The 22000-nt window shown below is 42.1% G+C and carries 22 protein-coding genes and 1 tRNA gene; 12 read left to right on the forward strand and 11 right to left on the reverse strand.

The window, feature by feature from the left end; all coding sequences use genetic code 11:
* Positions 1–122: 122 nt before the first annotated feature.
* The 5 genes from rsfS to V7K35_RS14105 all read left to right on the forward strand — a co-directional run bounded on the left by rsfS (position 123) and on the right by V7K35_RS14105 (position 3932).
* A complete protein-coding gene (gene rsfS, locus V7K35_RS14085) occupies positions 123–581 on the forward strand; it encodes a ribosome silencing factor (protein ID WP_335079909.1) in 459 nt (152 codons plus the stop codon).
* Complete coding sequence (locus tag V7K35_RS14090) at positions 578–1078, forward strand: CGLD27 family protein (protein ID WP_334721967.1); 501 nt, start codon at positions 578–580, stop codon at positions 1076–1078. Before rsfS ends, V7K35_RS14090 begins: the two co-directional genes overlap by 4 nt.
* 219 nt (positions 1079–1297) lie before the next feature.
* Complete coding sequence (locus V7K35_RS14095; protein WP_335079911.1) at positions 1298–2251, forward strand: asparaginase; 954 nt, start codon at positions 1298–1300, stop codon at positions 2249–2251.
* A 46-nt stretch (positions 2252–2297) separates the two neighbouring features.
* A tRNA-Met gene (locus tag V7K35_RS14100) sits at positions 2298–2374 on the forward strand.
* Between the two features lie 103 nt (positions 2375–2477).
* Positions 2478–3932 (forward strand): YcjF family protein, encoded by a 1455-nt coding sequence (locus V7K35_RS14105; protein ID WP_335079913.1) that lies wholly within the window; start codon positions 2478–2480, stop codon positions 3930–3932.
* A gap of 489 nt (positions 3933–4421) precedes the next feature.
* On the opposite strand, the gene V7K35_RS14110 is transcribed toward V7K35_RS14105, so the two are convergent.
* Positions 4422–5471: a sugar transferase gene (locus V7K35_RS14110; RefSeq protein ID WP_334794385.1), complete on the reverse strand. Its 1050-nt coding sequence runs from the start codon at positions 5469–5471 to the stop codon at positions 4422–4424.
* 198 nt (positions 5472–5669) lie between these two features.
* Here V7K35_RS14110 and V7K35_RS14115 point away from each other — a divergent pair, with 198 nt between their 5' ends.
* Positions 5670–6467, forward strand: a complete 798-nt coding sequence (locus V7K35_RS14115; protein WP_334794387.1) for a 7-carboxy-7-deazaguanine synthase QueE — start codon at positions 5670–5672, stop codon at positions 6465–6467.
* Between the two features lie 282 nt (positions 6468–6749).
* Here the strand turns inward: V7K35_RS14115 and V7K35_RS14120 are convergent, their stop codons facing one another.
* Together V7K35_RS14120 and V7K35_RS14125 are read right to left on the reverse strand one after the other, a co-directional pair.
* Positions 6750–7394: a DUF3318 domain-containing protein gene (locus V7K35_RS14120; RefSeq protein WP_298920482.1), complete on the reverse strand. Its 645-nt coding sequence runs from the start codon at positions 7392–7394 to the stop codon at positions 6750–6752.
* Between the two features lie 77 nt (positions 7395–7471).
* On the reverse strand, positions 7472–8029 hold the full coding sequence (locus V7K35_RS14125; RefSeq protein WP_335079916.1) for a hypothetical protein: 558 nt from the start codon (positions 8027–8029) through the stop codon (positions 7472–7474).
* A gap of 579 nt (positions 8030–8608) precedes the next feature.
* On the opposite strand from V7K35_RS14125, the gene V7K35_RS14130 reads away from it, so the two are divergent.
* The 4 genes from V7K35_RS14130 to V7K35_RS14145 all read left to right on the forward strand — a co-directional run bounded on the left by V7K35_RS14130 (position 8609) and on the right by V7K35_RS14145 (position 12417).
* A complete protein-coding gene (locus V7K35_RS14130; protein WP_335079918.1) occupies positions 8609–9688 on the forward strand; it encodes an amino acid ABC transporter substrate-binding protein in 1080 nt (359 codons plus the stop codon).
* A 266-nt stretch (positions 9689–9954) separates the two neighbouring features.
* Complete coding sequence (locus V7K35_RS14135) at positions 9955–10881, forward strand: amino acid ABC transporter permease (protein ID WP_335079920.1); 927 nt, start codon at positions 9955–9957, stop codon at positions 10879–10881.
* A gap of 14 nt (positions 10882–10895) precedes the next feature.
* The gene (locus V7K35_RS14140) at positions 10896–11297 is read left to right on the forward strand and encodes a hypothetical protein (protein ID WP_335079922.1); all 402 of its coding nucleotides are present in this window, start codon (positions 10896–10898) and stop codon (positions 11295–11297) included.
* Positions 11266–12417, forward strand: coding sequence for an amino acid ABC transporter permease (locus V7K35_RS14145; protein ID WP_335079924.1), 1152 nt, complete (start codon positions 11266–11268; stop codon positions 12415–12417). The genes V7K35_RS14140 and V7K35_RS14145 overlap by 32 nt, the downstream gene beginning before the upstream one ends.
* A 217-nt stretch (positions 12418–12634) precedes the next feature.
* Here the strand turns inward: V7K35_RS14145 and V7K35_RS14150 are convergent, their stop codons facing one another.
* Positions 12635–13522 carry an Rpn family recombination-promoting nuclease/putative transposase gene (locus V7K35_RS14150; RefSeq protein ID WP_335079926.1) on the reverse strand — a complete coding sequence of 296 codons (888 nt, stop codon included), beginning with the start codon at positions 13520–13522 and terminating at the stop codon, positions 12635–12637.
* 134 nt (positions 13523–13656) lie between these two features.
* Between V7K35_RS14150 and V7K35_RS14155 the strand changes: the two genes are divergently transcribed.
* The gene (locus V7K35_RS14155) at positions 13657–14400 is read left to right on the forward strand and encodes an amino acid ABC transporter ATP-binding protein (protein WP_335079928.1); all 744 of its coding nucleotides are present in this window, start codon (positions 13657–13659) and stop codon (positions 14398–14400) included.
* Positions 14401–14438: 38 nt separating this feature from the next.
* Here V7K35_RS14155 and V7K35_RS14160 read toward each other — a convergent pair whose 3' ends face one another.
* On the reverse strand, positions 14439–15233 hold the full coding sequence (locus tag V7K35_RS14160) for a methyltransferase domain-containing protein (protein ID WP_335079930.1): 795 nt from the start codon (positions 15231–15233) through the stop codon (positions 14439–14441).
* A 103-nt stretch (positions 15234–15336) separates the two neighbouring features.
* Between V7K35_RS14160 and V7K35_RS14165 the strand changes: the two genes are divergently transcribed.
* Positions 15337–16221 carry a LysR family transcriptional regulator gene (locus tag V7K35_RS14165; protein WP_335079932.1) on the forward strand — a complete coding sequence of 295 codons (885 nt, stop codon included), beginning with the start codon at positions 15337–15339 and terminating at the stop codon, positions 16219–16221.
* Between the two features lie 248 nt (positions 16222–16469).
* On the opposite strand, the gene V7K35_RS14170 is transcribed toward V7K35_RS14165, so the two are convergent.
* The 6 genes from V7K35_RS14170 to V7K35_RS14195 all read right to left on the reverse strand — a co-directional run bounded on the left by V7K35_RS14170 (position 16470) and on the right by V7K35_RS14195 (position 21981).
* Positions 16470–17495, reverse strand: coding sequence for an MBOAT family O-acyltransferase (locus tag V7K35_RS14170; RefSeq protein ID WP_335079979.1), 1026 nt, complete (start codon positions 17493–17495; stop codon positions 16470–16472).
* Complete coding sequence (locus V7K35_RS14175; protein ID WP_335079982.1) at positions 17389–18036, reverse strand: hypothetical protein; 648 nt, start codon at positions 18034–18036, stop codon at positions 17389–17391. Before V7K35_RS14175 ends, V7K35_RS14170 begins: the two co-directional genes overlap by 107 nt.
* A 27-nt stretch (positions 18037–18063) precedes the next feature.
* Positions 18064–19116, reverse strand: coding sequence for a hypothetical protein (locus tag V7K35_RS14180; protein WP_335079934.1), 1053 nt, complete (start codon positions 19114–19116; stop codon positions 18064–18066).
* Between the two features lie 395 nt (positions 19117–19511).
* Positions 19512–19871, reverse strand: a complete 360-nt coding sequence (locus V7K35_RS14185; RefSeq protein WP_335079936.1) for a putative toxin-antitoxin system toxin component, PIN family — start codon at positions 19869–19871, stop codon at positions 19512–19514.
* The gene (locus V7K35_RS14190) at positions 19861–20088 is read right to left on the reverse strand and encodes a hypothetical protein (protein ID WP_335079937.1); all 228 of its coding nucleotides are present in this window, start codon (positions 20086–20088) and stop codon (positions 19861–19863) included. The genes V7K35_RS14185 and V7K35_RS14190 overlap by 11 nt, the downstream gene beginning before the upstream one ends.
* A gap of 489 nt (positions 20089–20577) precedes the next feature.
* A complete protein-coding gene (locus tag V7K35_RS14195) occupies positions 20578–21981 on the reverse strand; it encodes a ferredoxin:protochlorophyllide reductase (ATP-dependent) subunit N (protein ID WP_335079939.1) in 1404 nt (467 codons plus the stop codon).
* Positions 21982–22000 lie beyond the last annotated feature (19 nt).

The raw sequence follows: 22000 nt of genomic DNA on the forward strand, positions 1-22000 counted from the left end.
TAGACACCTATTTTTTTGTTAATATTCAAAAAAACCTATTGACACATTTTCAGATCAATTGTTTGTTATTTGTAAGTAAATGTAAACAATTGTTTCAAAAGAAAGAAAGCACATGAGGTTTAATGACTGATTATTTCCAAGAAAATTTCCCATTACAATCTGTCCCATTGACGAAAAGTGTGGTAAAGAGCCACGCCCAAACTGAAGAGACGAGCGGAAAATTAGCTGCAATGATAGCAGTTGCTGCATCAGACCGCAAAGCGGGTGAGATTTTATTGCTCAAAGTAGCAGAGGTATCTTACCTGGCTGATTACTTTGTGATGATGACTGGCTATTCTAGGGTACAAGTAAGGGCGATCGCTCAAGCAATTGAAGGAAAAGTCGAAACTGAATTGCAACGGCGTCCCATAAGGACAGAAGGAAAAGTAGAGGGGAGTTGGGTACTACAAGACTACGGTGATGTGATCGTTCACATTATGATGCCTAAGGAACGGGAGTTTTATAATTTAGAAGCGTTCTGGATTCATGCAGAGCGTATTTCCCTTCCAGAATCTGATGAGGGTGAGGGTAAGCCAACATGATTAGGTCTTCGGTTTCAAATTGCCCAGTTCCCACAGACCAACAACCGCTCAATGAGTACGAAGAGTTAAAAACTTCCTGGCTGTTTCGTGATAGCACTTTAAATTGGCGCAAGTATATCACGAAAATTGTTTGGATTTGGAGTTTATCTTGGCTGGTAGCAGGACCAGTAGCTGCGGCAAGTTTTCCTGCCCACAAGTATATTGCACATTTTATCCTTTGTGGTGCAGCAGGAGCGAGTGTCGGAGTAGTGCTCGCACTGGTAAGGTTGTACTTAGGGTGGTTTTACGTGTGCGATCGCCTTTGCAGTCCCACAGTATTTTATGAAGAGTCCGGCTGGTATGACGGCCAAACTTGGACGAAGCCACAGGAAGTCCTCAACCGCGATCGTTTAATTGTGGCATACGAAATCAAACCTATTCTGCGGCGGTTACAATTTACCGTTGCTGGCTTGGCGGGAATGTTCGTTATTGGTACGATAGTTTGGCATTTGTTTTAAAAGTTAGGAGTCAGGAGTTAGGAGTGATTAATGAAGAGTCCTGAGTATGGAGTACTGAGTTAAAAGACTGCACATAAAGAGCGGGACATATACCGAGAGCATCAAAATGAAGTACTTTTTACTTTACTCAGGACTTAAAACTCACCAGTGAGTTTGGTTAATAATTCATAATTCTTAACTCCTAACTCCTAACTAAAAAAAGGTGATAAATATAAACCCATGACAATGGGAAAACGAACTCAAGCCACAGCACTGGAAGTCCGGTTGCTGCGGGAAGGCATTATTGAATCCAAGCACATAGTCCAAGCTGTTGTATGCGACGAACGGGGACGGGTTCTAACCGTAGCTGGAAATTCTGAAACTGCAACATTTATTCGTTCAGCGCTCAAACCATTTCAGGCACTCGCAGTCACCACCACGGGTACACTGGAACGCTATAATCTCAGCGATCGCGATTTAGCAATTATCACAAGTTCCCACAAAGGAAAAATAGATCAAGTCCGACAGGTATTTAATATCCTTTGGCGGGCTGATCTTGACCCAACTATACTCCAGTGTCCAATTCCTGAAGGTAAGCGTAGTCCTCTGGAGTACAATTGCTCTGGTAAACATGCGGGAATGTTAGCCGTTTGTCAGCAGCGCCATTGGCCCTTGAATAACTACTTGGATCGCAAGCACCCAATACAACAGTTGATTTTGGGTAAAGTAGCAGAGTTGCTGCGAATGCCAGCAGCAGAATTTATCAGCGCTCATGATGACTGTGGCGCACCAACTTATTTGATGCAACTCGGTCACATGGCATCTTTATATGCGCTGTTAGCCTCTAGTACCAATTTGGATATGGAGCGCATCGTCCGGGCTATGACTCATCACCCCGCTATGGTAGCAGGAGATGGAGAATTTGATACGGAACTGATGCGCTTAACTCCAGGGGAACTGGTCAGTAAAACTGGTGCCGAAGGAGTGCAGTGCATTGGTAGACTCGGTGAAGGCTTGGGATTGGCAATCAAAGTCATGGATGGGACAAAACGGGCAAAATATGCCGTTGCTATTCACTTACTCCAGCAAATGGGTTGGATTAGTCCCAGCGCCGCCGAAAGCCTCTCAGAAAAGTTTGTGACTTTGGGAAAATACAAGCGTTTAGAAGTAATTGGAGAATTATCATTTTTGTAGTTGCCAAACTCTTGACTATAGGTTATGCTATAAAAGTCAAGAGCGACGCGGGATAGAGCAGCCTGGTAGCTCGTCGGGCTCATAACCCGAAGGTCAGTGGTTCAAATCCACTTCCCGCCACCAAATAAAAAGTAAAGCAAAACCCTACAATCAATAAAGATTGAAGGGTTTTGTTTTATTTTGATCTATTCTGGAAGAAATAGCCATCCAAAAAGCGCGGAGAATCATGGTTGTGAAGTTGCAGCGACCAATTTTAGTGGGAGGATTGGGACTGTCCTTCTCCCTGTGGATGTTACAAAGTTGGCACGATTCTATAGTGCAGGTGGGTGAGTTTGGTTTATTGAGTGCTTTAGCTGTAGGCGGTGGTTTGTGGTTATTTCAGCAAAATCGCCCGAAAGACAGTTTAGAGCAGCTAGATGGTATGCTCGTGGATCGGGTGACTGGGGAAATTGCGATCGCTAAAAGTGAAGCCGTAATAAATCAACTGGCACAAGAAGCAGAAAACCATCTGGCATTAAAGACACTCAGAGAACAAGTTGCCCAATTATTGTTGGAATTAGACAGGCAAGAAATTAAAGTAGCTGTGACTGGCGGTAAATCCGTGGGTAAAAGCACTTTAATGCGAGTGCTACAAAATGTCGAGACACGAAATTTAGTGTCTTTAGAAGAGACAGCACCTTTATTTAGAGAAGTAAGTGACAATTCAGATGCAGCTATTTTGGCAGAAGTGGCAAAATCTGATTTTGTTCTGTTCCTGACAAACGGTGATTTGACAGACTCAGAATTTCAAACTTTACAGCAGATAAAAGCAGCAAATCAGCCCACAATCCTGGTTTTCAACAAACAAGACCAGTATTTAACCAATGAAAGCGCCAGCATTTTACTGTCATTGAAACAGCGGATGCAGGGAAATGTAGTTGCAACTGCGGCCTCTCCCATTGCCATCAAAGTCCGAAAGCATGAGGCTGATGGTTCTGTGCAAGAGTGGATGGAACAACCAGCACCAGCTATCCAGCAGTTGAGGCAGCAGTTGGACGAAGTTTTGGCACAGCAAGGACAACGCCTGGTTTGGCTAACTACCATCAGAAAAGCCGGGTTATTGAAAGCTGAGGCGAAAAACTGGCTGAATGGAACCAGACGCGATCGCGCCACCCCAATTATTGAACAATATCAATGGATAGCTGCCGCTGCTGCCTTTGCTAACCCAGTCCCAGCCCTTGACATCCTAGCGACTGCGGCAATTAATGCTCAGATGGTAATGGATTTGGGTAATATCTATCAGCAGAAGTTTTCCTTAGAACAGGCGCAAACCGTAGCTGGAACAATGGGAAGTTTGATGCTGAAATTGGGTTTAGTTGAACTTTCTACAAAAGCGATTAGTACTGTTCTTAAAAGTAATGCCCTTACCTTTGTTGCTGGTGGTGTGGTGCAGGGAGTAAGTGCAGCTTATCTGACTAGGGTAGCAGGGTTAAGTCTAGTTGAGTATTTCCAACAGCAGGAAATAGCGATAGATTCTGGGACTGGTTTGAATTTGGAGAATTTGCGGCAAACATTGCAAAAGGTGTTTGGGCAAAATCAGCAAATTGGTTTTTTGCAGGGGTTTGTTAAGCAAGGTATGAAGCGATTGTTGCCAGAGGTGCAGCCGATTGAAGTAGTTAGTGTTCAGAAAGCGGTGGGTTAAGTTCACGCAGAGGCGCAGAGTTTTTATAAAACAGAATTCAGGAGTCAGGAGTCAGGAGTCAGAATTCAGCAATATTTTCTGTACGATAAGAGCGGATGAATAAACGGGTTTAAAACCCCCACTAAATCTCTGATTTAGTGGTCAATAAGACAGTGGGGGTCTGAATCCCCCTCTGATTTATTCTGACCCCTGAATTCTGACTTCTGAATTCTTCTTCAATAGCATCTTTGTACCTTTGCATTAGGCTGGAAAATAATTATTTAGGTTTTGAAACCAGCGCTTTTAACATTGTTTATATCAAAGACATCTTCTGACAATTCATGCCAGCATATTGCCATTTACGTGGTAATTCACTTTTTACTCGTTAAGCAGAGGATGACACTTAGGTGCTGTAAACCTAGAATACACCCAAGCCTATTTTAAGCTTGGGTGTATTTAAAAATTCTCGTGATTGGGAGTTACCAAAAAGTTGTGAATAAAGGTAGTTAGCTAAACAGCACCACTGTTTCTCTTAAACAGAATAGCTATAGTTTTGAAAATTAGCTTTAAATCGTACACCAAACTCCAATTTTTTTGATACTGCAAATCCAGGCGAATTACATCTTCAAAACTACGGACTGTAGAACGCCCATTTACTTGCCATTCGCCAGTCATGCCGGGTTTAACATCTAAACGTTGCCACTCTGGTACTTCATAGCGTTCCACTTCATCGGGTGTAGGTGGCCGGGTGCCTACTAAACTCATCTCTCCTTTGAGGACGTTCCAAAATTGGGGTAGTTCATCAAAACTCGTTCGCCGTAAGAAGCGCCCTACCTTGGTAATTCTGGGGTCATTCTCATTTTTAAAAAAGGCACCTTGCACTTGGTTTTTGACTTCAGATTTCTTCGCTTCCGCATCCACACACATGGAGCGGAATTTCCAAATTTCAAACCGCTTCCCCATCCAACCACAGCGGGTTTGACTAAAGAAAATGGGACCGGGATCATTAATTTGAATAGCGATCGCAATCGGAATAAATAAAACTCCTGTAATTAATAAACCGATCACTGACCCTACAATGTCTAATAATCGTTTCATCCAAGATGCCACAGAAGGGTGAGTAGTGGGTAACTGCTCTACTTTCCGGGAAGTTGTCTTCCGAATATCTGCTAAGTCTTCTTGTTCTATTAACGACGCCTCATCCACAAGCTCTAAAGGAAAAACCTGATCCAATCCTGTGAGTTTTAGAACTGCCATTACCTGAGGTGTTACATTCCGCAGTGTTAATGCAATCCCTTTGGACTGGGCGTATTTAAAATTACTTACCAGGGCACCCAAACCACTACTATCTATAAAAGTAGTTTTGTGAAAGTCAATAATGATTTGCTTAAGATGTGAATTGGGTTGGATTAAGCTTTGGCAGGTTTGTTTAAAACCTAAAGCCTCCAGCACACTCAACCGCGTGGGCACCTGCATTATAGCCGTGTCATTTAGGGAATTAACTGGAAAATCGACCTCTGTCGGTTGGCTAGTCATGAAGCTTTGCACTTTCGTTGCCATGTATAATGTAATCTACCAAACATTATTTTGTCCTATAAAATTACTTAATCTAATATTGGAATCAGTAGTAATAAGGACTAATTGCTATTTACCGAGGCTGAGATTGGAGATCGCTAGCGACGATTCACAATAGAACAAGAAGCCAAAAAACATCCTTGCTGTTGTGCCAACGCAGCGCGATCGCGTTGCTCTGATCAAATGATTGCTAAAACTACGGTTACACCTACTGCACGCCTAGTTGAGGTCTTTTCTGCCATTCAAGGGGAAGGACTGAATGTAGGGACGCGTCAGATATTTATTCGTTTTGCTTTGTGTGATTTGCACTGTCAGTTTTGTGATAGTGCCCACACTTGGAATGCACCTGCTACTTGTCGGATAGAGCGATCGCCTGGATTGCGCGACTTTGAAATCCACTCTAACCCTGTCCCATTATCCATATTAATCGAATGGGTGGAACAGCAAAATCTACCTTGTTTACACGATAGCATTAGCTTAACTGGAGGCGAACCACTTCTTCATGCCCCATTTTTAATGCAGTTTCTTCCCCAAGTGCGAGCCATAACTGGTCTACCTATATATTTAGAAACTGGCGGACATCGCCCAGAACAACTGGCGATGATTCTCCCCTACTTAGACTCTGTGGGTATGGATTTCAAATTGCCCAGTGTCAGCGGTGAAAGTCATTGGCAAGAACATGCTAAATTTCTCCAATTATGTCATGATTCATATTTAAATGTTTTTGTCAAGATAATTGTGTCTCAAAACACAGATCCAGCCGAGTTGGAACGTTCAGCTTTGCTGGTGGCAGAGGTTAGTCCAGATATCTCAGTATTTTTACAGCCTGTTACGCCTTTGGCAGCATCTGAACAATTCTCCCCAATACCTGTACTTGCCCCTACGGCTGATCAAGTTTTGACGTGGCAAGCTTTAATGAAGCGGTTTGTCAAGCAAGTGCGTGTGATCCCTCAGACGCATAAAATGCTGAACCAGCTGTAAAATTTGAGTTTGATAAAGATGTAGTCAAGAAAAAAGTAAGATTTTATGAAATGGTCATTGGGGTGCTGCTAATCAGGGAGGCAGCAGCCCCCTTAGTAGGTAGTCTAAGTTATCTCAATCAAAAGACCTCTAAGAGGTTTTTACTGCCTAAAACCGTCCCTCTCCGAATCGGAGAGGGAAAGACTTGAACTAAAGTTCAAGGCAGGGAGAGGTTCCTCGAATTCATGTTGATTTAGGTATTTTGTGGGGTGGGCAATACCCACCCAACCTACTTTTTGGTTTCTACAGTGCGCCCTCATCTGGAGTTTTGGATTTACCTTTTGCCTTATTGGCACTGCGTTTGAGGGCAGAGAGTCTTGCTTCGTATTTTGACCGTTGGCGCTTACTAGGAGTATTATCAATCAAGGTTTTCAAGGCGCTACCGAGACTTTTGTAGGCATTGGGGAGGCTATAACCAAAGCGAGTTGCTAAAGCGATCGCTTTCTCATCAGCATTTAGCAATTCTCTTAGTTGCTTTTCACCACTATTCTTTTGGTACAGTCGCCACCCTGACACACCACACAGCGACAAAGCTAACACCAGCAGCAATCCATCTTGTACCCACAATTCACCCACAGCACCACCTAAACCGATGGCTAGTGCTGCCATTTCCCAACCATCTTTAGGAATTGTGTCATTTTGAACGCGAGCAACTTCATGCCAGAACAGCAGATTACGCTGATCCATTGCGAGGGCATCCCATTTCACCAAGTCAATTTGAATTTCTACCTGGTCTTTACCAATTTCTTCGCAGCGAACCAGGGGTGGATTGACCTCAGTTGTGCCTTCAACCGTGACCCAGCTCTGTAATTCTGGCGGTAATAAGCCTTTCAACCGCCGTAGTTCACTCATTTCCGCTTTGGCAGAGGAGGTTGCATAGGATGTCATAATATCCAGCCCCAGAAAATTTCAGTATATAGTGAGGGTATCACTTTGGAGTATAGCGATTTAAGTGATGATCCGTCTCACTCGCCCTTAAAACTTCCTCGCTTTTTTCGCGCTTCCATTGCTTTTTCCAGTAAATCTAGCAATCCTGGGGCTTCTTCTTGGATACTGAGTAACAGTCTTTCCCCAAGTTCTATATTCCCCGGATCAAAACCTGTTGCCATCACTTCTTTCAGGCGAGGTATTGCTATGCTATCCACAATCTGAATTAACCCACTCAGACAGCGGTGAAATTGCTTTTCTGTGAGAATCGAGTCTTCTAGAGGAAACTCAATAATCGCACGGATTTCGCCATCGGATGGGTCATACTCCCATTGCAACATTTTGGTTTCCCAGGAAATGGCAAGTATTGTTTGTAGAATAGCTGCCTTGTGAAGATGGTGTTGAATTCCTGCCAGAACTTGAGGGGCAAATACCCTGAAAAATTTTCCCTCTTCATCCAACTGGACAACTATTAGGAAATCTTCGAGGTTATCAGCTTCCACACCTGTTATAATTCGGTCTTCTTCATCATCAAAACGGTAGTCCCAACCAAGGTTGTCTAAATAGTTGGCAATCTGTTTGAGGTTAGCTCCCATAAAAGCCTCATAAGGAACGTGGAGCAGTTGTTACCAGACCTAGTTTAACCTGCTTGGGGTAGTTGTTTGGGTTGGTCTGGATACTTCTGATCGCATAGAAGTATGCAATTAGAGCATGGGGGAGGGTTGGGGAGGGGTGATTCAAGGATTTTGCAAGAGGTCTATTGAAGATAGGAAAAACAGATGTTCATTCTGCGCTGTGAATGATATTTTCTAAAGGACTCTTGCTCATTATTAAAGAAGCGATAATCACTTTTTTTAAAATTTTACCCAGTGAAGGATATAGCACTAACTCACCTAAATTTTAATACTCTCTTCTAGGTTTAATGAATGTATTGCTAGATCAAGTATTGTGGCAGTATTTTCAATCTAACTCGAAAGCTGAAGCCAAGTTGAGATAATTTCTACGTAGCATCTGAGGCTTTTGAAAATATAAGTAAAAACTTCAACTACCGCTTTTAAAAGCGAATAAATATAGCACAGAGACTGGTAAAGTTTTATATTACAAGCAATAAATAGTTTTCACGGAATGATTGTAGTGATCAATACATTTTTTATTGTCGAGTATTAATGAAGTTTATGCGTAAATCAGCTTTAATTTTAGCGATCGCACCTCTAGTTTTTGCGATCGCCGCTTGTGGTGAAAATTCAGGACAAACAGCAAGTACACCCGGCACTCCAGGCAGTACTCCAGCTGCACCAGCAACTCGAAATCGTTGGGCTAGTATTAAAAGCCGTGGTCAGGTAATTTGCGGTGTCAGTGGGGAAGTACCAGGGTTTAGCTTTGTAGGAACTGATGGTAAATATAGCGGTATTGATGTGGATATTTGCCGAGCGATCGCCGCAGCTTTATTTGACAACCCAGATGCAGTAGAATTTCGCAATCTCAATTCCAAAGAGCGGTTTACAGCTTTGCAAACTGGCGAAGTAGACATTCTCAGCCGCAATACTACCTGGACACTGAGTCGCGGAACCACAGTCGGTCTGGAATTTGCACCTGTAGTCTTTTACGACGGACAAGCGATAATGGTTCGCAAAAATAGCAATATTAAGTCCCTAGCAGACCTGAAGAATAAAGCAATCTGCGTTCAAACTGGTACAACTACCGAACAGAACTTAGCAGACCAAATGCGAAAAAGGGGCATCATTTACAAACCCGTTGTCTTTGAAGACGTTAACGTTACCTTTGCTACCTATGCCGAAGGTCGTTGCGATGGTATTACAGCTGACCGTTCAGCATTAGTTTCACGGGGCACAATTTTGCCAAAACCAGAAGATAACGTGATTCTTAATGAAGTGATATCTTCAGAACCTCTTGCACCAGCAGTTGCTAAAGGGGATGCTAAATGGGGAGATGCTGTTAAGTGGGTGGTTTATTCCTTAGTAAAAGCTGAAGAATTGGGCATTACTTCCCAGAATCTAGGTCAGTTTGCTGCTAGTACTGATCCAGATGTTAAGCGCTTTTTAGGAACCGAAGGCAACCTTGGCGAAGGACTCGGCTTAACAAACGACTTTGCAGCCAGAATAATTAAGCACGTCGGTAATTACGCCGAAATTTACGATCGCAACCTCGGCCCCAAGACAAAACTTAATCTAGCTCGCGGTCAAAATCAACTCTGGAGCAAGGGTGGACTGCTTTATTCTCCACCGTTCCGGTAGAAGAGGGCAGGGAAGCAGGGGGAACAGGGGAAGAAAGAATGATAATACCCGAATGGCACTAAGAAAAGCCGAAAAGCTTGTGTAACCTTGTTCCCAGTCTTCAGACTGGGAACGAGTTCCAAGAGGCTCTGCCTCTGGTCAACAAAGAGGAGGCTCCGCCTCTCACAATGGTTTCCCAGCCTGGAGGCTCTTAACGAGGCAACACAAGACTTTGGACTTATCTTAGTGCCATTCGATAATGCCCGATGACTAATGACTAATGACTAATGACTAATTCAAAACCACCTATATGGCGTGATAATCGTTTTTGGAACATTGCTTTGCAATTAGTTGCCGTATTTTTACCAGCAATTGTAATAGTAAAACTGTGGGGCAATCTTAACCGCAATTTGCGGCAATTAGGTATTCCGTTTGGTTTTGATTTTCTCAAGCAACAAGCATCTTTTGATATTGGCGAGACTCTGATTACTTACAAACCAACTGATACCTACATTTATGCCTTGTGGGTGGGATTAATTAACTCCTTGCGGGTGGCGGTTGCAGGAATTTTTTTCACAACAATTGTGGGGGTAAGTGCTGGAATTGCCCGACTTTCTGATAACTGGCTAGTGCGGAATATCACTATGCTTTATGTGGAGGTTTTCCGCAATACTCCCTTACTGCTGCAATTACTGTTTTGGTACTTTGCTGTTTTCCTGACTTTTCCCAAAACAGAAAATAAACTATCCCTTTGGGGTTTTATTGGCGTTAGTCAAAATGGCTTAGAACTCCCTTGGTTTACCTTATCCCCAGAGTTTTCAACTTTGCTGTTGGGATTAACTTTTTACACGGGTGCGTTTATCGCTGAAATTGTCCGAGGTGGGATTCAATCAGTAGCTAAGGGACAGTGGGAAGCAGCGCGATCGCTAGGATTAAAACCAGGGTTAGTTATGCGGCTGGTGATTTTTCCCCAAGCCTTGCGGGTAATAATTCCACCATTGACGAGTCAGTATCTTAATTTGACGAAAAATACCAGTTTAGCGATCGCCATCGGCTACCCTGATATTTATTTTGTCGCCTCCACCACTTTTAACCAAACGGGGAAAGCCGTAGAAGTGATATTACTGATTATGCTCACCTATCTCACTCTAAGTTTGATTATCTCTGTAGTTATGAATTTGTTCAATCGCACCGTGCAAATTAAAGAGAGATGAGGGGAATGAGGGAGATGAGGGTGAAGGTTGAGCCTTTAAACTTGGAAGTTGCACCTCTGAACTCGGAAGTTGAGCCTTTGAACTTGGAAATTGCACCTCTGAACTTGGAAGTTGCACCTCTGAACTCGGAAGTTGCACCTTTGAACTCGGAAGTTGAGCCTTTGAACTTGGAAATTGCACCTCTGAACTTGGAAGTCGAGCCTTTGAACTCGGAAGTTGAGCCTTTGAACTCGGAAGTTGAGCCTTTGAACTCGGAAGTTGCACCTCTGAACTCGGAAGTTGCACCTTTGAACTCGGAAGTTGCACCTTTGAACTTGGAAGTTGCACCTCTGAACTCGGAAGTTGCACCTTTGAGGCTAAAGATTGAACCTTTAAGAATGACTAATGACAAATCCTCAATTAACTTGGCTACGTAAAAACCTATTTAGTACTTGGTACAACAGCTTGTTAACTGTTGTTTGTTTGGTATTGCTGTTTTGGATAGTACGAGGAGTTCTAACTTGGGCAACTACTCAAGCACAATGGGCGGTAATTCAAGTTAATTTACGTTTATTTTTAGTTGGTAGGTTTCCGCAAACGCTATATTGGCGAACTTGGATTGTGCTAGCGATCGCTTTGACTTTAGGCGCTATAACTGGGGGTGTATTCTTTGGTAAGCAACAGTTAACAATGCGTGGAATTGCTTTTTTTGCTTTCATCATCGGCGTTTTGTTAATTGTTTTACCACTAAATTTTACATCCCGCCTTTGGTTATTGTTAATTGCAGTTTTACTATTTGCAGGTTTTTGGCTTGGAGGAAAGTTTACTAAGGTACTCACTCCTTGGCTTTCTCTATTATGGTTATTGTCTTTCCCGATAATTTTATGGCTAATTGGCGGTGGATTTGGATTGCAACCTGTATCTACAAATTTGTGGAACGGTTTGCTACTTACCTTACTAATGGCAGCAGTTAGTATTGTGCTTTCCTTTCCCATTGGGGTTTTACTAGCTTTAGGGCGCACAAGCAATTTACCCGTAATCCGTTGGTTTTCTATCCTCTACATTGAAATTGTTAGGGGAGTACCACTGATTGGAATTTTGTTCCTTGCTCAAGTAATGCTGCCGTTATTTCTGCCAGCAGATGTGCGTTTGGATCGGGTACTACGAGCAATTGCTGGACTAGTACTATTTAGTGCCGCTTACATGGCAGAAAACGTGCGCGGTGGACTCCAATCAATTCCTCGCGGACAAATTGAAGCAGCGAAAGCACTAGGATTAAATATACCTTTGGTAGTTCTATTAATTGTTCTACCTCAAGCCTTACGTAGCGTTATTCCTGCGATCGTTGGTCAATTTATCGGCTTATTTAAAGACACTTCACTCTTATCTTTGGTGGGATTAGTGGAACTTACAGGTATTGCTCGTTCCATATTGGCACAACCACAGTTTCTCGGTCGCTATGCAGAAGTATATCTATTTATTGGATTAATTTATTGGATATTTTGTTATTCAATGTCCTTGGCTTCTCGACTATTAGAAAGGCAATTAAGCCAGTAGTCAAATGTCCTCATGAAGACAGTCATTAGTCCTTTGTAAATATAAATGACTAGTAAACGCGATCACTGCGACAAATTAGCCATGCTCTTAAAATCTAACAGTGCTTCACCAAGATTTTCTCATTTTTCTAGACACAGAGAGTCAATGCGCGATCGCAGATTTTTAACTTGCTCTCCTGCTGGCGATCGCTTAAAATTCAAGATTTTTTGGTATTCTCTTAATTAAATAGAACTGTTATAAATTCTGCCAAAGAATTGACAGCGATCGCGACATCCATCAGACTTTCTAATTGTTCCACACTCTGACTCTCCAACCTTACTGCTACCGAAGGTGGAACTTCACCAAAGCGTCGTTGCAATACCCGGATTAATTGCCGTCGCGCACCCTGCTGTACGCCTTGCTCAAGTCCTTGCTCAAGTCCTTGCTCAAGACCAAGTTGCTTACCTTCAGTCAGAATTTCTTGATACCAAGGTGATTCTCGTAACACTGCCATATCCCACCTCATGATTTGTTGCACTAAAGGCGTCTCTAACACAAAGCTAGCAAAAAATGCCAGCAGTGATTCTAACTGGTTGAGCTGGGCATCTGCTCGTAGTACCTGTAATGCACGTTGCACAACAGATGCCTCTCCTCCACCTCGCAATATCGGCACAAAGGGTAATAAGGATGGTAATGGTTGCCCAAACACTATCTCAGCGTCCACCTCCCATAAATTAATCACGCGATAGTCTTGGATGGCACGTAATCCCAAAAATTCTTGCTCGTAGCTATTGACAATCGTTAATGTGGCTGGAGGTGGCAAAATATTGATTAACACTGGGTAAGTTGGCAGTTGGTAACGCTCTTGTGCTAGGGCCGCATAAGCTCTCATGCGTAAAGGCATCTTTGCTGTGTAGCACAACTGCAATTCGTTGAGTACCAGAAAATCCCCATGAGTGGTACTGTATGCCTTTACTAACACATCTGTTTCGCGGCTAATCCACTGAAACTCAGAACCCAAAATTTCTTTTGCCACGACTTCCGGACGCTGAGTCACGCATTTTACCCATGCGTCGGGAGCGAGACTAATTAATCGCTTGCCACCTGTATCTGCTGCTTTTGGCACAGAATTTTTTACATTAATATTAGTCCTTAATAATACATCAACTGCAAGATTTCAGATCAGCAGGTCTGATAGAATTCTCGCAGGATTTTCATTTGCTAGGTATTCTTAAAAATAAAATTCAGAGGTAAAAATCAATGACAACAGAACAAAAACCCATAATTATCGCCGAAGATGTTCAGAAGTGGTATGGCAAATTTCATGCCCTCAAAGGTGTAAGTTTAACAGTAAATCGCAAAGAAGTAGTAGTATTGATGGGCCCTTCTGGTTCAGGAAAATCCACGTTTATCCGCACATTTAATGCTTTAGAAGAATATCAAAAGGGAAAAATTGAAATTGACGGTATTACCCTCAGTCATGACTTAAAAAATATTGAAACGATTCGGCGAGAAGTGGGGATTGTATTTCAGCAATTTAATTTATTTCCTCATCTCACAGTGCTGCAAAATATCTCTTTAGCACCAATTTGGGTACGGCGATCGCCAAAGGCAAAAGCCGAAGAATTAGCAATGCAACTACTAGAAAGAGTAGGAATTTTAGAACAGGCGCAAAAATATCCAGGACAGTTATCTGGTGGACAACAGCAACGAGTAGCGATCGCTCGTGCTTTAGCCATGCAACCCAAAATTATGCTGTTTGACGAACCCACCTCAGCCCTAGATCCAGAAATGGTACGCGAAGTTTTGGATGTAATGCGAAATCTCGCCCGTGATGGGATGACAATGGTAGTCGTCACCCACGAAGTTGGATTCGCTCGTGAAGTCGCCGACAGAGTTATTTTAATGGATAGCGGTTTCCTCGTCGAATCAGCTACCCCTGACGCATTTTTCAGCAATCCCAAAGAAGAAAGAACACGCAAATTTTTGTCACAAATTCTCTAAAACCTCCACGCTACTTTGCGCCCCTCTGCGTTTCACTTCTAACCCTTTTGTCCCACAACTTCACACCAAGCAGCAGCAAAAAATGCATCTGGGTGCTGACTCCATTCTCGCAAAGCATGGCTCATTGCTGTAAGCGATCGCTCATCAGTCCAACCTTTCTCTAGAGCTCCATCCACCTTTGCAGAAGCCTCAATTCGCAGCGCCAAATATTCTGTAGCCTCACTCAGCGGCTCATAACATTGATAAGAAGCCGAAGCTTTGATATTAGTAAACCCACTTTGGCGCAGCAGGGCGCGTAACTCTCTACCTACGTAAGGATTACCAGAATTTTGCTGCTGGAGCCACTTGTAATAAGAAAATGCTTTTTCCAGTTCTGGTGTAGACGGTGCAATCAAAAACCCGCCCCAATCAGGACTACGAAGCCCAACAATTCCCCCCGGTTTCAAAACTCGCCACAATTCCCGTAACGCCTGCGCTGGTTCTTGAAGATGCTCAAACAGCGCATGGGAAAAGATTGCATCAAATGAGCTATCTGGGAAGGGTAAAGCATAAATATTCCCCTCCAAAAAATCAGCATTACTGACACCTTGGGTGAAAGCACTCTCAGCAGCTATCTGGATTTGAGAGGCTTCTCGATCAATACCTGTAAGCGTACCAGGGGCGATCGCTTTTGCTAAACCCAAAGTGATCGTCCCAGGGCCGCAGCCACAATCTAGCAACTTCATCCCTGGGCGTAAATAAGGCGTAAAAAACGCAGCATCAGTATCTACCCTGCGATTTGCCATGAAATTCGTCGCATTACTCGAATAACCTGGAGTATACTTTTCCTGCATTGCTCTGATTCCCTGCGATATTTGTATAAGTATCATAAGCAGGTAGTTTTCAGATGTCCAATATATATTTAAATAAAATTGAAACTTATAAAATATCAAAAAAATGGAATTGCGACACCTGCGCTACTTTATTGCTGTGGCTGAAGAACTGCACTTCAGTAGAGCCGCCGAGCGACTGCACATCGCTCAACCGCCCTTAAGCCAGCAAATTCAACAGCTAGAGGCACAATTAGGAGTAGAACTGTTTCAGCGTAAAACCAAGCGACAGGTGCAACTAACGGAAGCTGGGCAAGTTTTTTTGCAAGAAGCTTATCAACTTTTAGCTCAACTCCAAAAAGCAATTGAGCTAACTCAAAAAACGGGAAGAGGTGAAAAGGGACTATTACGAATTGGGTTTACTAGTTTGGTAACTTATGATTTGCTTCCTGTAATTTTGCGGCGGTTTCGAGAACAGTTTCCAGAAGTAGAGTTAGTATTGCAGGAATTAACCACAACTCAGCAAGAGCAAGCGCTACAGAAACGCCGCATTCATGTAGGCTTTGCCCATCCACCCTTAGAAGACAACACACTCAATCAAGAGTGCATTCAGCAGGAAGCTTTAATTGTGGCTATGTTGGAAACTCATCCCTTAGCTGAACAAGAGTGTATCTCAGTGCGATCGCTAATAAACGAAAACTTTATCATGTTCCCTCGCCACCTGGGCTTTGGACTTTACGATCAAATCGTCAGCCTTTGCCAGCAAGGAAATTTCAGCCCCAAAGTGACTCAAGAAGCGATTCAGATGCAGACAATTATTGGATTGGTTTCAGCCGGAATGGGAATTGCGATCGCACCGTCTTCATTACAAAATCTTCAGAGGGTTGGTGTGGTGTATCGCGCTGTAGAGGAGAAAACACCATTAGTAGAAACGGCTGTATTGTGGCAACAAGAGGATATGACACCTCTACTAAGGGAATTTCTGCAAGTTGTCAGAAGTATCTGTGGTTAATTGATTAGTTGTCTGCACGCCATGTAAAAATAATTTGTTCATCAGCTTGCCTAAACTCAATATTAAATTTATCAAATACAACTTCTCTTCCTAAAAGTAATATCTGCGATCGCTCTGCATCTTCTGGTTAAAAAGAGCGATCTTTTAAAGCTGGGCTTTATACGCAAAACTCAAGTTCTTATTAATACTTCTTTCCTTTTGCTGCACTCTTTTTCTTCTGAGTGTCTTGGTAGTAGCTTTTTTTATAGTTAAAACTGGAAGTAGAGAAATTCACTGTGCTCACTACTGAAACCTACTCCAACGAAAAATAAGATTGTTGCTAGCACAGCATAGAATGTTGTCGGCTTCCAGCCCCACCAAGGACGAGATTTACCCTCTAGATGGTGGTAAACATCCAGCACCACAGGTTCGCCTTTCATAAACTCATAAATGTTCGGTAACAGGAAGACTGCTGTAAGCACTCCCAAGATGACAACGCTCCCATTAATACCGCCGAAGTTATCGACCTTACCAAACTCGACGCCGAAACGGCTGAGTAGCCCTACTTTGGTGACATAAGTCTCCGGCAAGATCAAGCCCTCCAACCCAGCCATACCACGTAGGATATTTCTTGCACCATCTAATGTCTCAGCCCGGAACAGCACCCAAGAAATGACTACAGCCAGGAATGTTAGCGCCCGTGCTGCGAAATCGCTCAATCGACTAGAGGGTGCTTTCCAACCGCGCTGACGGAGAAACTGCTGCCAACCGTGATCGATGCAAAGATAGGTGCCATGCAAACAGCCCCAGAGCAGAAACGTCCAGTTGGCTCCGTGCCAGAAGCCCCCTAAGAGCATTGTCATAATTAAGTTAAGGTAGCGGCGTACTTCACCTTTACGGCTTCCGCCTAGGGGGATATAGAGGTAGTCACGCAAAAAGCGTGAGAGGCTAATGTGCCAACGCTGCCAGAAGTCACCAATACTGATTGCCTTGTAGGGTGAGAAAAAGTTCATCGGCAGCTTAATATTAAACAGCTTGGCTAACCCTACCGCCATGTCTGAGTAACCGGAGAAGTCGAAGTAAAGTTGCAGAGTATAGGCAATTGCAGCCTGCCAAGCAAGAAGAAAGCTAATAACTTGACCATTATCAGCCATTTCAAAGATCGGCGTGGCATAGCCACTAATAGAATCAGCGATGACGGTCTTCTTGAACAAACCGATGCTGAAAACTGTGAAGCCTAGTGCCAGATTGCGGGCATCGAAGCGATAGTTGAGCGAGCGAAACTGTGGGATCAACTCGTGGGCGCTCAGAATTGGACCAGCAATCAGATGAGGGAAAAAGGTGACAGAAGAGCATAAACCGAGGCAAATTATAGTGTCGCCCCTTGCCAAGCGCGACGCCCACTAGATAGCTGATCTGCTCAAAGGTGTAAAAAGAGATCCCCAAGGGCAGGATGATATCGTTGATCTTCCCCAGGGAAGTACCAAGACCGTTGATAGTGTCGATAAAGAAGTTAATGTACTTGAAATAGCCAATTAGACCAAGGTTGAAGGCGATACCAAGGAACAGAAGCACTCGGATGGCATTTGTCATCGACCGACCATCAAGTAGTTTGGTTCGTAGCCGCGCCATGACTTGGCTGACTAGCCAGTTGACAGCTATGCTGACCAGCAGTAACAGTAAGAATTTTGCGTTCCAATATCCGTAAAAGATTAGTGATACAAAAAGCAGCCAGCCTGTCACAAGCGAACGGATACCCACCCAACAAAACAAAAAGAAACCACCGAGTGCAAGGGGTAAAAAGAGAAATATAAATTCATAAGAGTTAAAAAGCATACTTCAAAATTTGCCTACATTAAGTTCTTAAAAATGGTTCTTCAGGAGATTTATGACATTTTCGGTTCGCAAAGTCCTACCTTTATCATTAGGATGGTAAATTGTGTTAAACATCATTTTTTGTTCGAGAAAGCTTTGACTAGGAGAGTCTTGAAAAAGAAAACCTTGCTCTAACCAAAATGTCTTGATTTGGGAAAAATAATTTTTATAGTTATTAGAATCATAATTTAAATTAAAGAGTAATACTGGATAAAGAGGTATAACAGTAATTTTATGTTTTTTTGCATATATACAAAAATCTCTGATAGAACCAGATGTATCGATAGGTTTGTTCAGAACAGGATCAATTAGTTTTTTATTATTAATATCTTCAGTTGGTGATTTACCTATGTTGCATGTCTCATCACCATTCCTATTTAGGGATATTCCTGTATAACATTTTCCTGTGTGAGCTCTTTCTAAAATTTTACTGTAAACCCTGTTCTTGTCAAAAGGTGATTCATTTTTGAGGATTGCTATAATGGCATCTATATCTTCTTGACTGATACCAGAGGGATATAGAATGACTTTTAATTTTCCAATTAAATCAAGCTGATTCAGGTAATCATGATCGTAAGAAATGATATATTTTCTTAGTAATGTGCTTGATAATAATTGATCATCTTTGCTCTGATGATAAAGTGAAAATTCCAGAGGAAGTAAAACAATATCGCCAGGTTTTAATGTTTTCTTTGCCTGATACAAAATATAATCAATCCCCAGCCCTGCGTGAACTCCAAGATTTACTGTTGGCACGCCAGTAGAAGATTCTATTTGCTTGGCATCCATACCAAAGAGTGCATTACTACCAGAAACAATTAATATTTTTTTTTTCAGAATTTGCGATTCATACATTTGTTTGTTTTTATATGCATAGAAAATCCAATCTTCCGTCTTATACTTTCTGTAGTCTCCTGAAATTGTTAGTAGATTAATTACTGGTTCTTTTGCATAACAAATAAGCGTACTTAGTGTTACTATCCGCAGAAAGTGATAATAACTAGTTAATTTATTTTGATTTTTTATTGACTTTTTATTCATTTAATTTTTTTACCCACTTTTTGTACTTCATTTTGTAACATACAAAAATTACCAAAGATAGCGATCACTAGGTTGGGCTACACCTACGCTATGTAACCACAATTATAGCAAAGTGACTAATAGTGATCAGTATTAATACTTAATCATGTAACTACTACTGATGTTTGAATTATTAATATATTACATTTTGAAGTTTAGAATCTGGGGTGTATTATTCCATCCAAACCTTTAGAGTTACAGCCTTCCATCTAAATTAAGTTCTCTCTCTTCCTTTGCGTCTTTTGCGGTTCGTTAAAAAGAGCGATCGCTATTGCATAAACTACAACTCAAATTGGGAATACTGAGTAAAGCGTAGGTATTTGCTATCCAGAATCGAAGCGACTACCTCCCAGACATCACGCTGCTGAAATTTTAGCAACTAGGAGAAAATTGTGATACCAGTTACAGTCATCTTTAGCAAGTTCTAAAAATTTGTTGTCATCTGGATCTCTACAGGTGTTTATTTGAGATTTTATTTCTATAAATTGACAGTACTTTTTGAGTATATCCAAAAAATCTTGTCGGTCTTCATCTGAGATATATTTATCGAACTTACGTTTGTAAATTCGTGTGTTTAATTCTTGATAAGTTTCATCGCTTTGAGCAATTTTGAATTCTTTATAGACTTTATCTAGGGCTTTACGGGCTGTTCCATTAGGACTTAGAGCAGCACTAAGTAAAACATTTGTGTCAATGACAATTAGTTTATGATTCATCGGCAAGTAATTCTTCTAGAATTTCTTCAGTTAATCCTTTGGCTTGAGCATTTCTGCCGATTCTGTCAAAAACACTAAGTAAGTCTTCATCTTTATTATTTGAAGAGGTTTTCTTTATTTCTTGAATAAGTTGTTCTTGTTCTTGTGCGGGAAGTTGTAAGACAAGATTAAGAATTTGCTCGAAGGTTAGGGGGAGTTGATAGGTTTTTTGAGTCATGGTGAGTTCTAGAGTTAGGGAATAGAAACTTGTTAGCTTTTTTAATCAGGTTTAAGCCAGTTTTATACTTTTAAATCACGATTTCTCTATACCTTGGCGAATTGCATTATCCATATCCTCAAGAGTTTTGGGTTTACCTTGATATTTTAAGCAACCTGCTACATCATCTAATTTAGTTACTACAAAAGCTTTCTTAGGCTTTAAAAGAATTCCATCACCTATATTAATAATAATAAATTATTGACCTACTTCCTATTGATGAGCTTCCCGCAAAGATTGGAGAATAATTATTTTTACTTGAAGAGAAAATTTGGTAATTTCCATTATATTTAGAAGTTAAAAACTAAGACTAATATATAAATTTTAGCATTTTTGATTATCCTAATTTTTTCTCTTTCTCTGTGTCCTCTGCGGTTCGTAAAAAAAAGGACGAACTCGAAAGTTCGCCCCCAACATAGTATTATGCTGTTGCTCAATCCAAACCCAAATCTAAATCTTCGCTTCTTCTCTCACCAACTTATCCCAACCCAAATCTTTCAAATTATTATTCCGACGCAACGGACGAGTCACCAACTCTAAAATGTCACGCGCATTTGTAAAGCCGTGAATTTGAGCAAAAGTGAACTCCACCGACCACTTAGTATTAATACCGCGTGCTTCCAACGGGTTAGCGTGAGCCATACCAGTAATTACCAAGTCTGGTTTCAACGCATAAATCCGCTGAAGTTGATTGTAATTATCTGGCTTCTCCACAATCCTTGGCAGGGGTGAATTCATTTCCTGGCAAGTTTTCTCTAACAATGCCAACTCAGCAGCTTGATAGCGCTTATCCATGTAAGGAATACCGATTTCGTGAACCGTCATGCCACAACGGATTAAGAATCTTGCTTGGGAGATTTCCAACAAGTTATCACCCATGAAGAATACAGACTTACCACGAATCAATTTCACATAATCTTCCAAGCCTGCCCAAATTTGGGCTTCCCGTTCATCCAAACCTTTGGGAGTAATACCGAACACCGAGCAGATTTTCTCAATCCAAGCGCGGGTGCCATCGGGGCCAATGGGGAAAGGTGCGCCAATCAGTTTACACTTGCGGCGACGCATTAAGGTGGTGGCAGTGCGGCTGAGGAAAGGGTTGACACCAGCGACATAATACCCTTCTTCCAGTACTGGCAATTCTGTGAAGCGCTTCGCGGGTAGCCAGCCGGAAACTTTGATACCTTGTTTCTTCAGTTCCAAGGTTAACTGAGTAACTACGGGGTCGGGAAGGGAGCCAAAGAGAACTAGTGGTGGATGAGCTACGTACTCAGATTCATCCTGGGCGACATCTTCTTTCTTCTTACCAAAATTGAGCAATTTAGCGATCGCATTTCGTTCAATTTTCTCTGTTTCCGCCACCGGAGCCTTATCAGGACAACGGTTAGCCATTGCAGCTAACACAGTGTCTTCCCCTTGGGTGAAGGCGTAATCTAGACCATTTGCCCGCGCTACAACGATGGGAATTCCGATTTCAGATTCTAGTTTTGGTGCTAAACCTTCCAAATCTGTTTTGATAATTTCGGTGGTGCAAGTGCCAATCCAGACAATTACACTAGGATTGCGATCGCGTTTAATTTGCAAGCACAACCGCTTTAACTCTTCATAATCATTCAACTGTGCCGAAATATCCCCCTCTTCTAACTCTGCCATTGCATAGCGCGGTTCAGCAAAAATCATCACCCCCATCGCGTTTTGCAAGAAGTAGCCACAAGTTTTTGTCCCAATCACCAAAAAGAAGCTATCTTCAATTTTTTGGTATAACCACGCCACGCAGCTAATTGGGCAAAAGGTATGGTAATTCCCAGTTTCGCATTCAAAGTTTAAAGCTTCTGGTTGTTGAGCGACAGTCATTTTGGTTTTTTCTCCCCTT

The sequence above is a fragment of the Nostoc sp. genome (assembly GCF_036917275.1).
GTDB lineage: Bacteria > Cyanobacteriota > Cyanobacteriia > Cyanobacteriales > Nostocaceae > Nostoc.

What these genes read in the sequence shown, in the direction of transcription:
- rsfS (WP_335079909.1), top strand. Translation starts at nt 123, where the DNA reads ATGACTGATTATTTCCAAGAAAATTTCCCATTACAATCTGTCCCATTG.
- V7K35_RS14090 (WP_334721967.1), top strand. Translation starts at nt 578, where the DNA reads ATGATTAGGTCTTCGGTTTCAAATTGCCCAGTTCCCACAGACCAACAA.
- V7K35_RS14095 (WP_335079911.1), top strand. Translation starts at nt 1,298, where the DNA reads ATGACAATGGGAAAACGAACTCAAGCCACAGCACTGGAAGTCCGGTTG.
- V7K35_RS14105 (WP_335079913.1), top strand. Translation starts at nt 2,478, where the DNA reads ATGGTTGTGAAGTTGCAGCGACCAATTTTAGTGGGAGGATTGGGACTG.
- V7K35_RS14110 (WP_334794385.1), bottom strand. Translation starts at nt 5,471, where the DNA reads ATGGCAACGAAAGTGCAAAGCTTCATGACTAGCCAACCGACAGAGGTC.
- V7K35_RS14115 (WP_334794387.1), top strand. Translation starts at nt 5,670, where the DNA reads ATGATTGCTAAAACTACGGTTACACCTACTGCACGCCTAGTTGAGGTC.
- V7K35_RS14120 (WP_298920482.1), bottom strand. Translation starts at nt 7,394, where the DNA reads ATGACATCCTATGCAACCTCCTCTGCCAAAGCGGAAATGAGTGAACTA.
- V7K35_RS14125 (WP_335079916.1), bottom strand. Translation starts at nt 8,029, where the DNA reads ATGGGAGCTAACCTCAAACAGATTGCCAACTATTTAGACAACCTTGGT.
- V7K35_RS14130 (WP_335079918.1), top strand. Translation starts at nt 8,609, where the DNA reads ATGCGTAAATCAGCTTTAATTTTAGCGATCGCACCTCTAGTTTTTGCG.
- V7K35_RS14135 (WP_335079920.1), top strand. Translation starts at nt 9,955, where the DNA reads ATGACTAATTCAAAACCACCTATATGGCGTGATAATCGTTTTTGGAAC.
- V7K35_RS14140 (WP_335079922.1), top strand. Translation starts at nt 10,896, where the DNA reads ATGAGGGTGAAGGTTGAGCCTTTAAACTTGGAAGTTGCACCTCTGAAC.
- V7K35_RS14145 (WP_335079924.1), top strand. Translation starts at nt 11,266, where the DNA reads ATGACAAATCCTCAATTAACTTGGCTACGTAAAAACCTATTTAGTACT.
- V7K35_RS14155 (WP_335079928.1), top strand. Translation starts at nt 13,657, where the DNA reads ATGACAACAGAACAAAAACCCATAATTATCGCCGAAGATGTTCAGAAG.
- V7K35_RS14160 (WP_335079930.1), bottom strand. Translation starts at nt 15,233, where the DNA reads ATGCAGGAAAAGTATACTCCAGGTTATTCGAGTAATGCGACGAATTTC.
- V7K35_RS14165 (WP_335079932.1), top strand. Translation starts at nt 15,337, where the DNA reads ATGGAATTGCGACACCTGCGCTACTTTATTGCTGTGGCTGAAGAACTG.
- V7K35_RS14175 (WP_335079982.1), bottom strand. Translation starts at nt 18,036, where the DNA reads ATGCTTTTTAACTCTTATGAATTTATATTTCTCTTTTTACCCCTTGCA.
- V7K35_RS14180 (WP_335079934.1), bottom strand. Translation starts at nt 19,116, where the DNA reads ATGAATAAAAAGTCAATAAAAAATCAAAATAAATTAACTAGTTATTAT.
- V7K35_RS14185 (WP_335079936.1), bottom strand. Translation starts at nt 19,871, where the DNA reads ATGAATCATAAACTAATTGTCATTGACACAAATGTTTTACTTAGTGCT.
- V7K35_RS14190 (WP_335079937.1), bottom strand. Translation starts at nt 20,088, where the DNA reads ATGACTCAAAAAACCTATCAACTCCCCCTAACCTTCGAGCAAATTCTT.
- V7K35_RS14195 (WP_335079939.1), bottom strand. Translation starts at nt 21,981, where the DNA reads ATGACTGTCGCTCAACAACCAGAAGCTTTAAACTTTGAATGCGAAACT.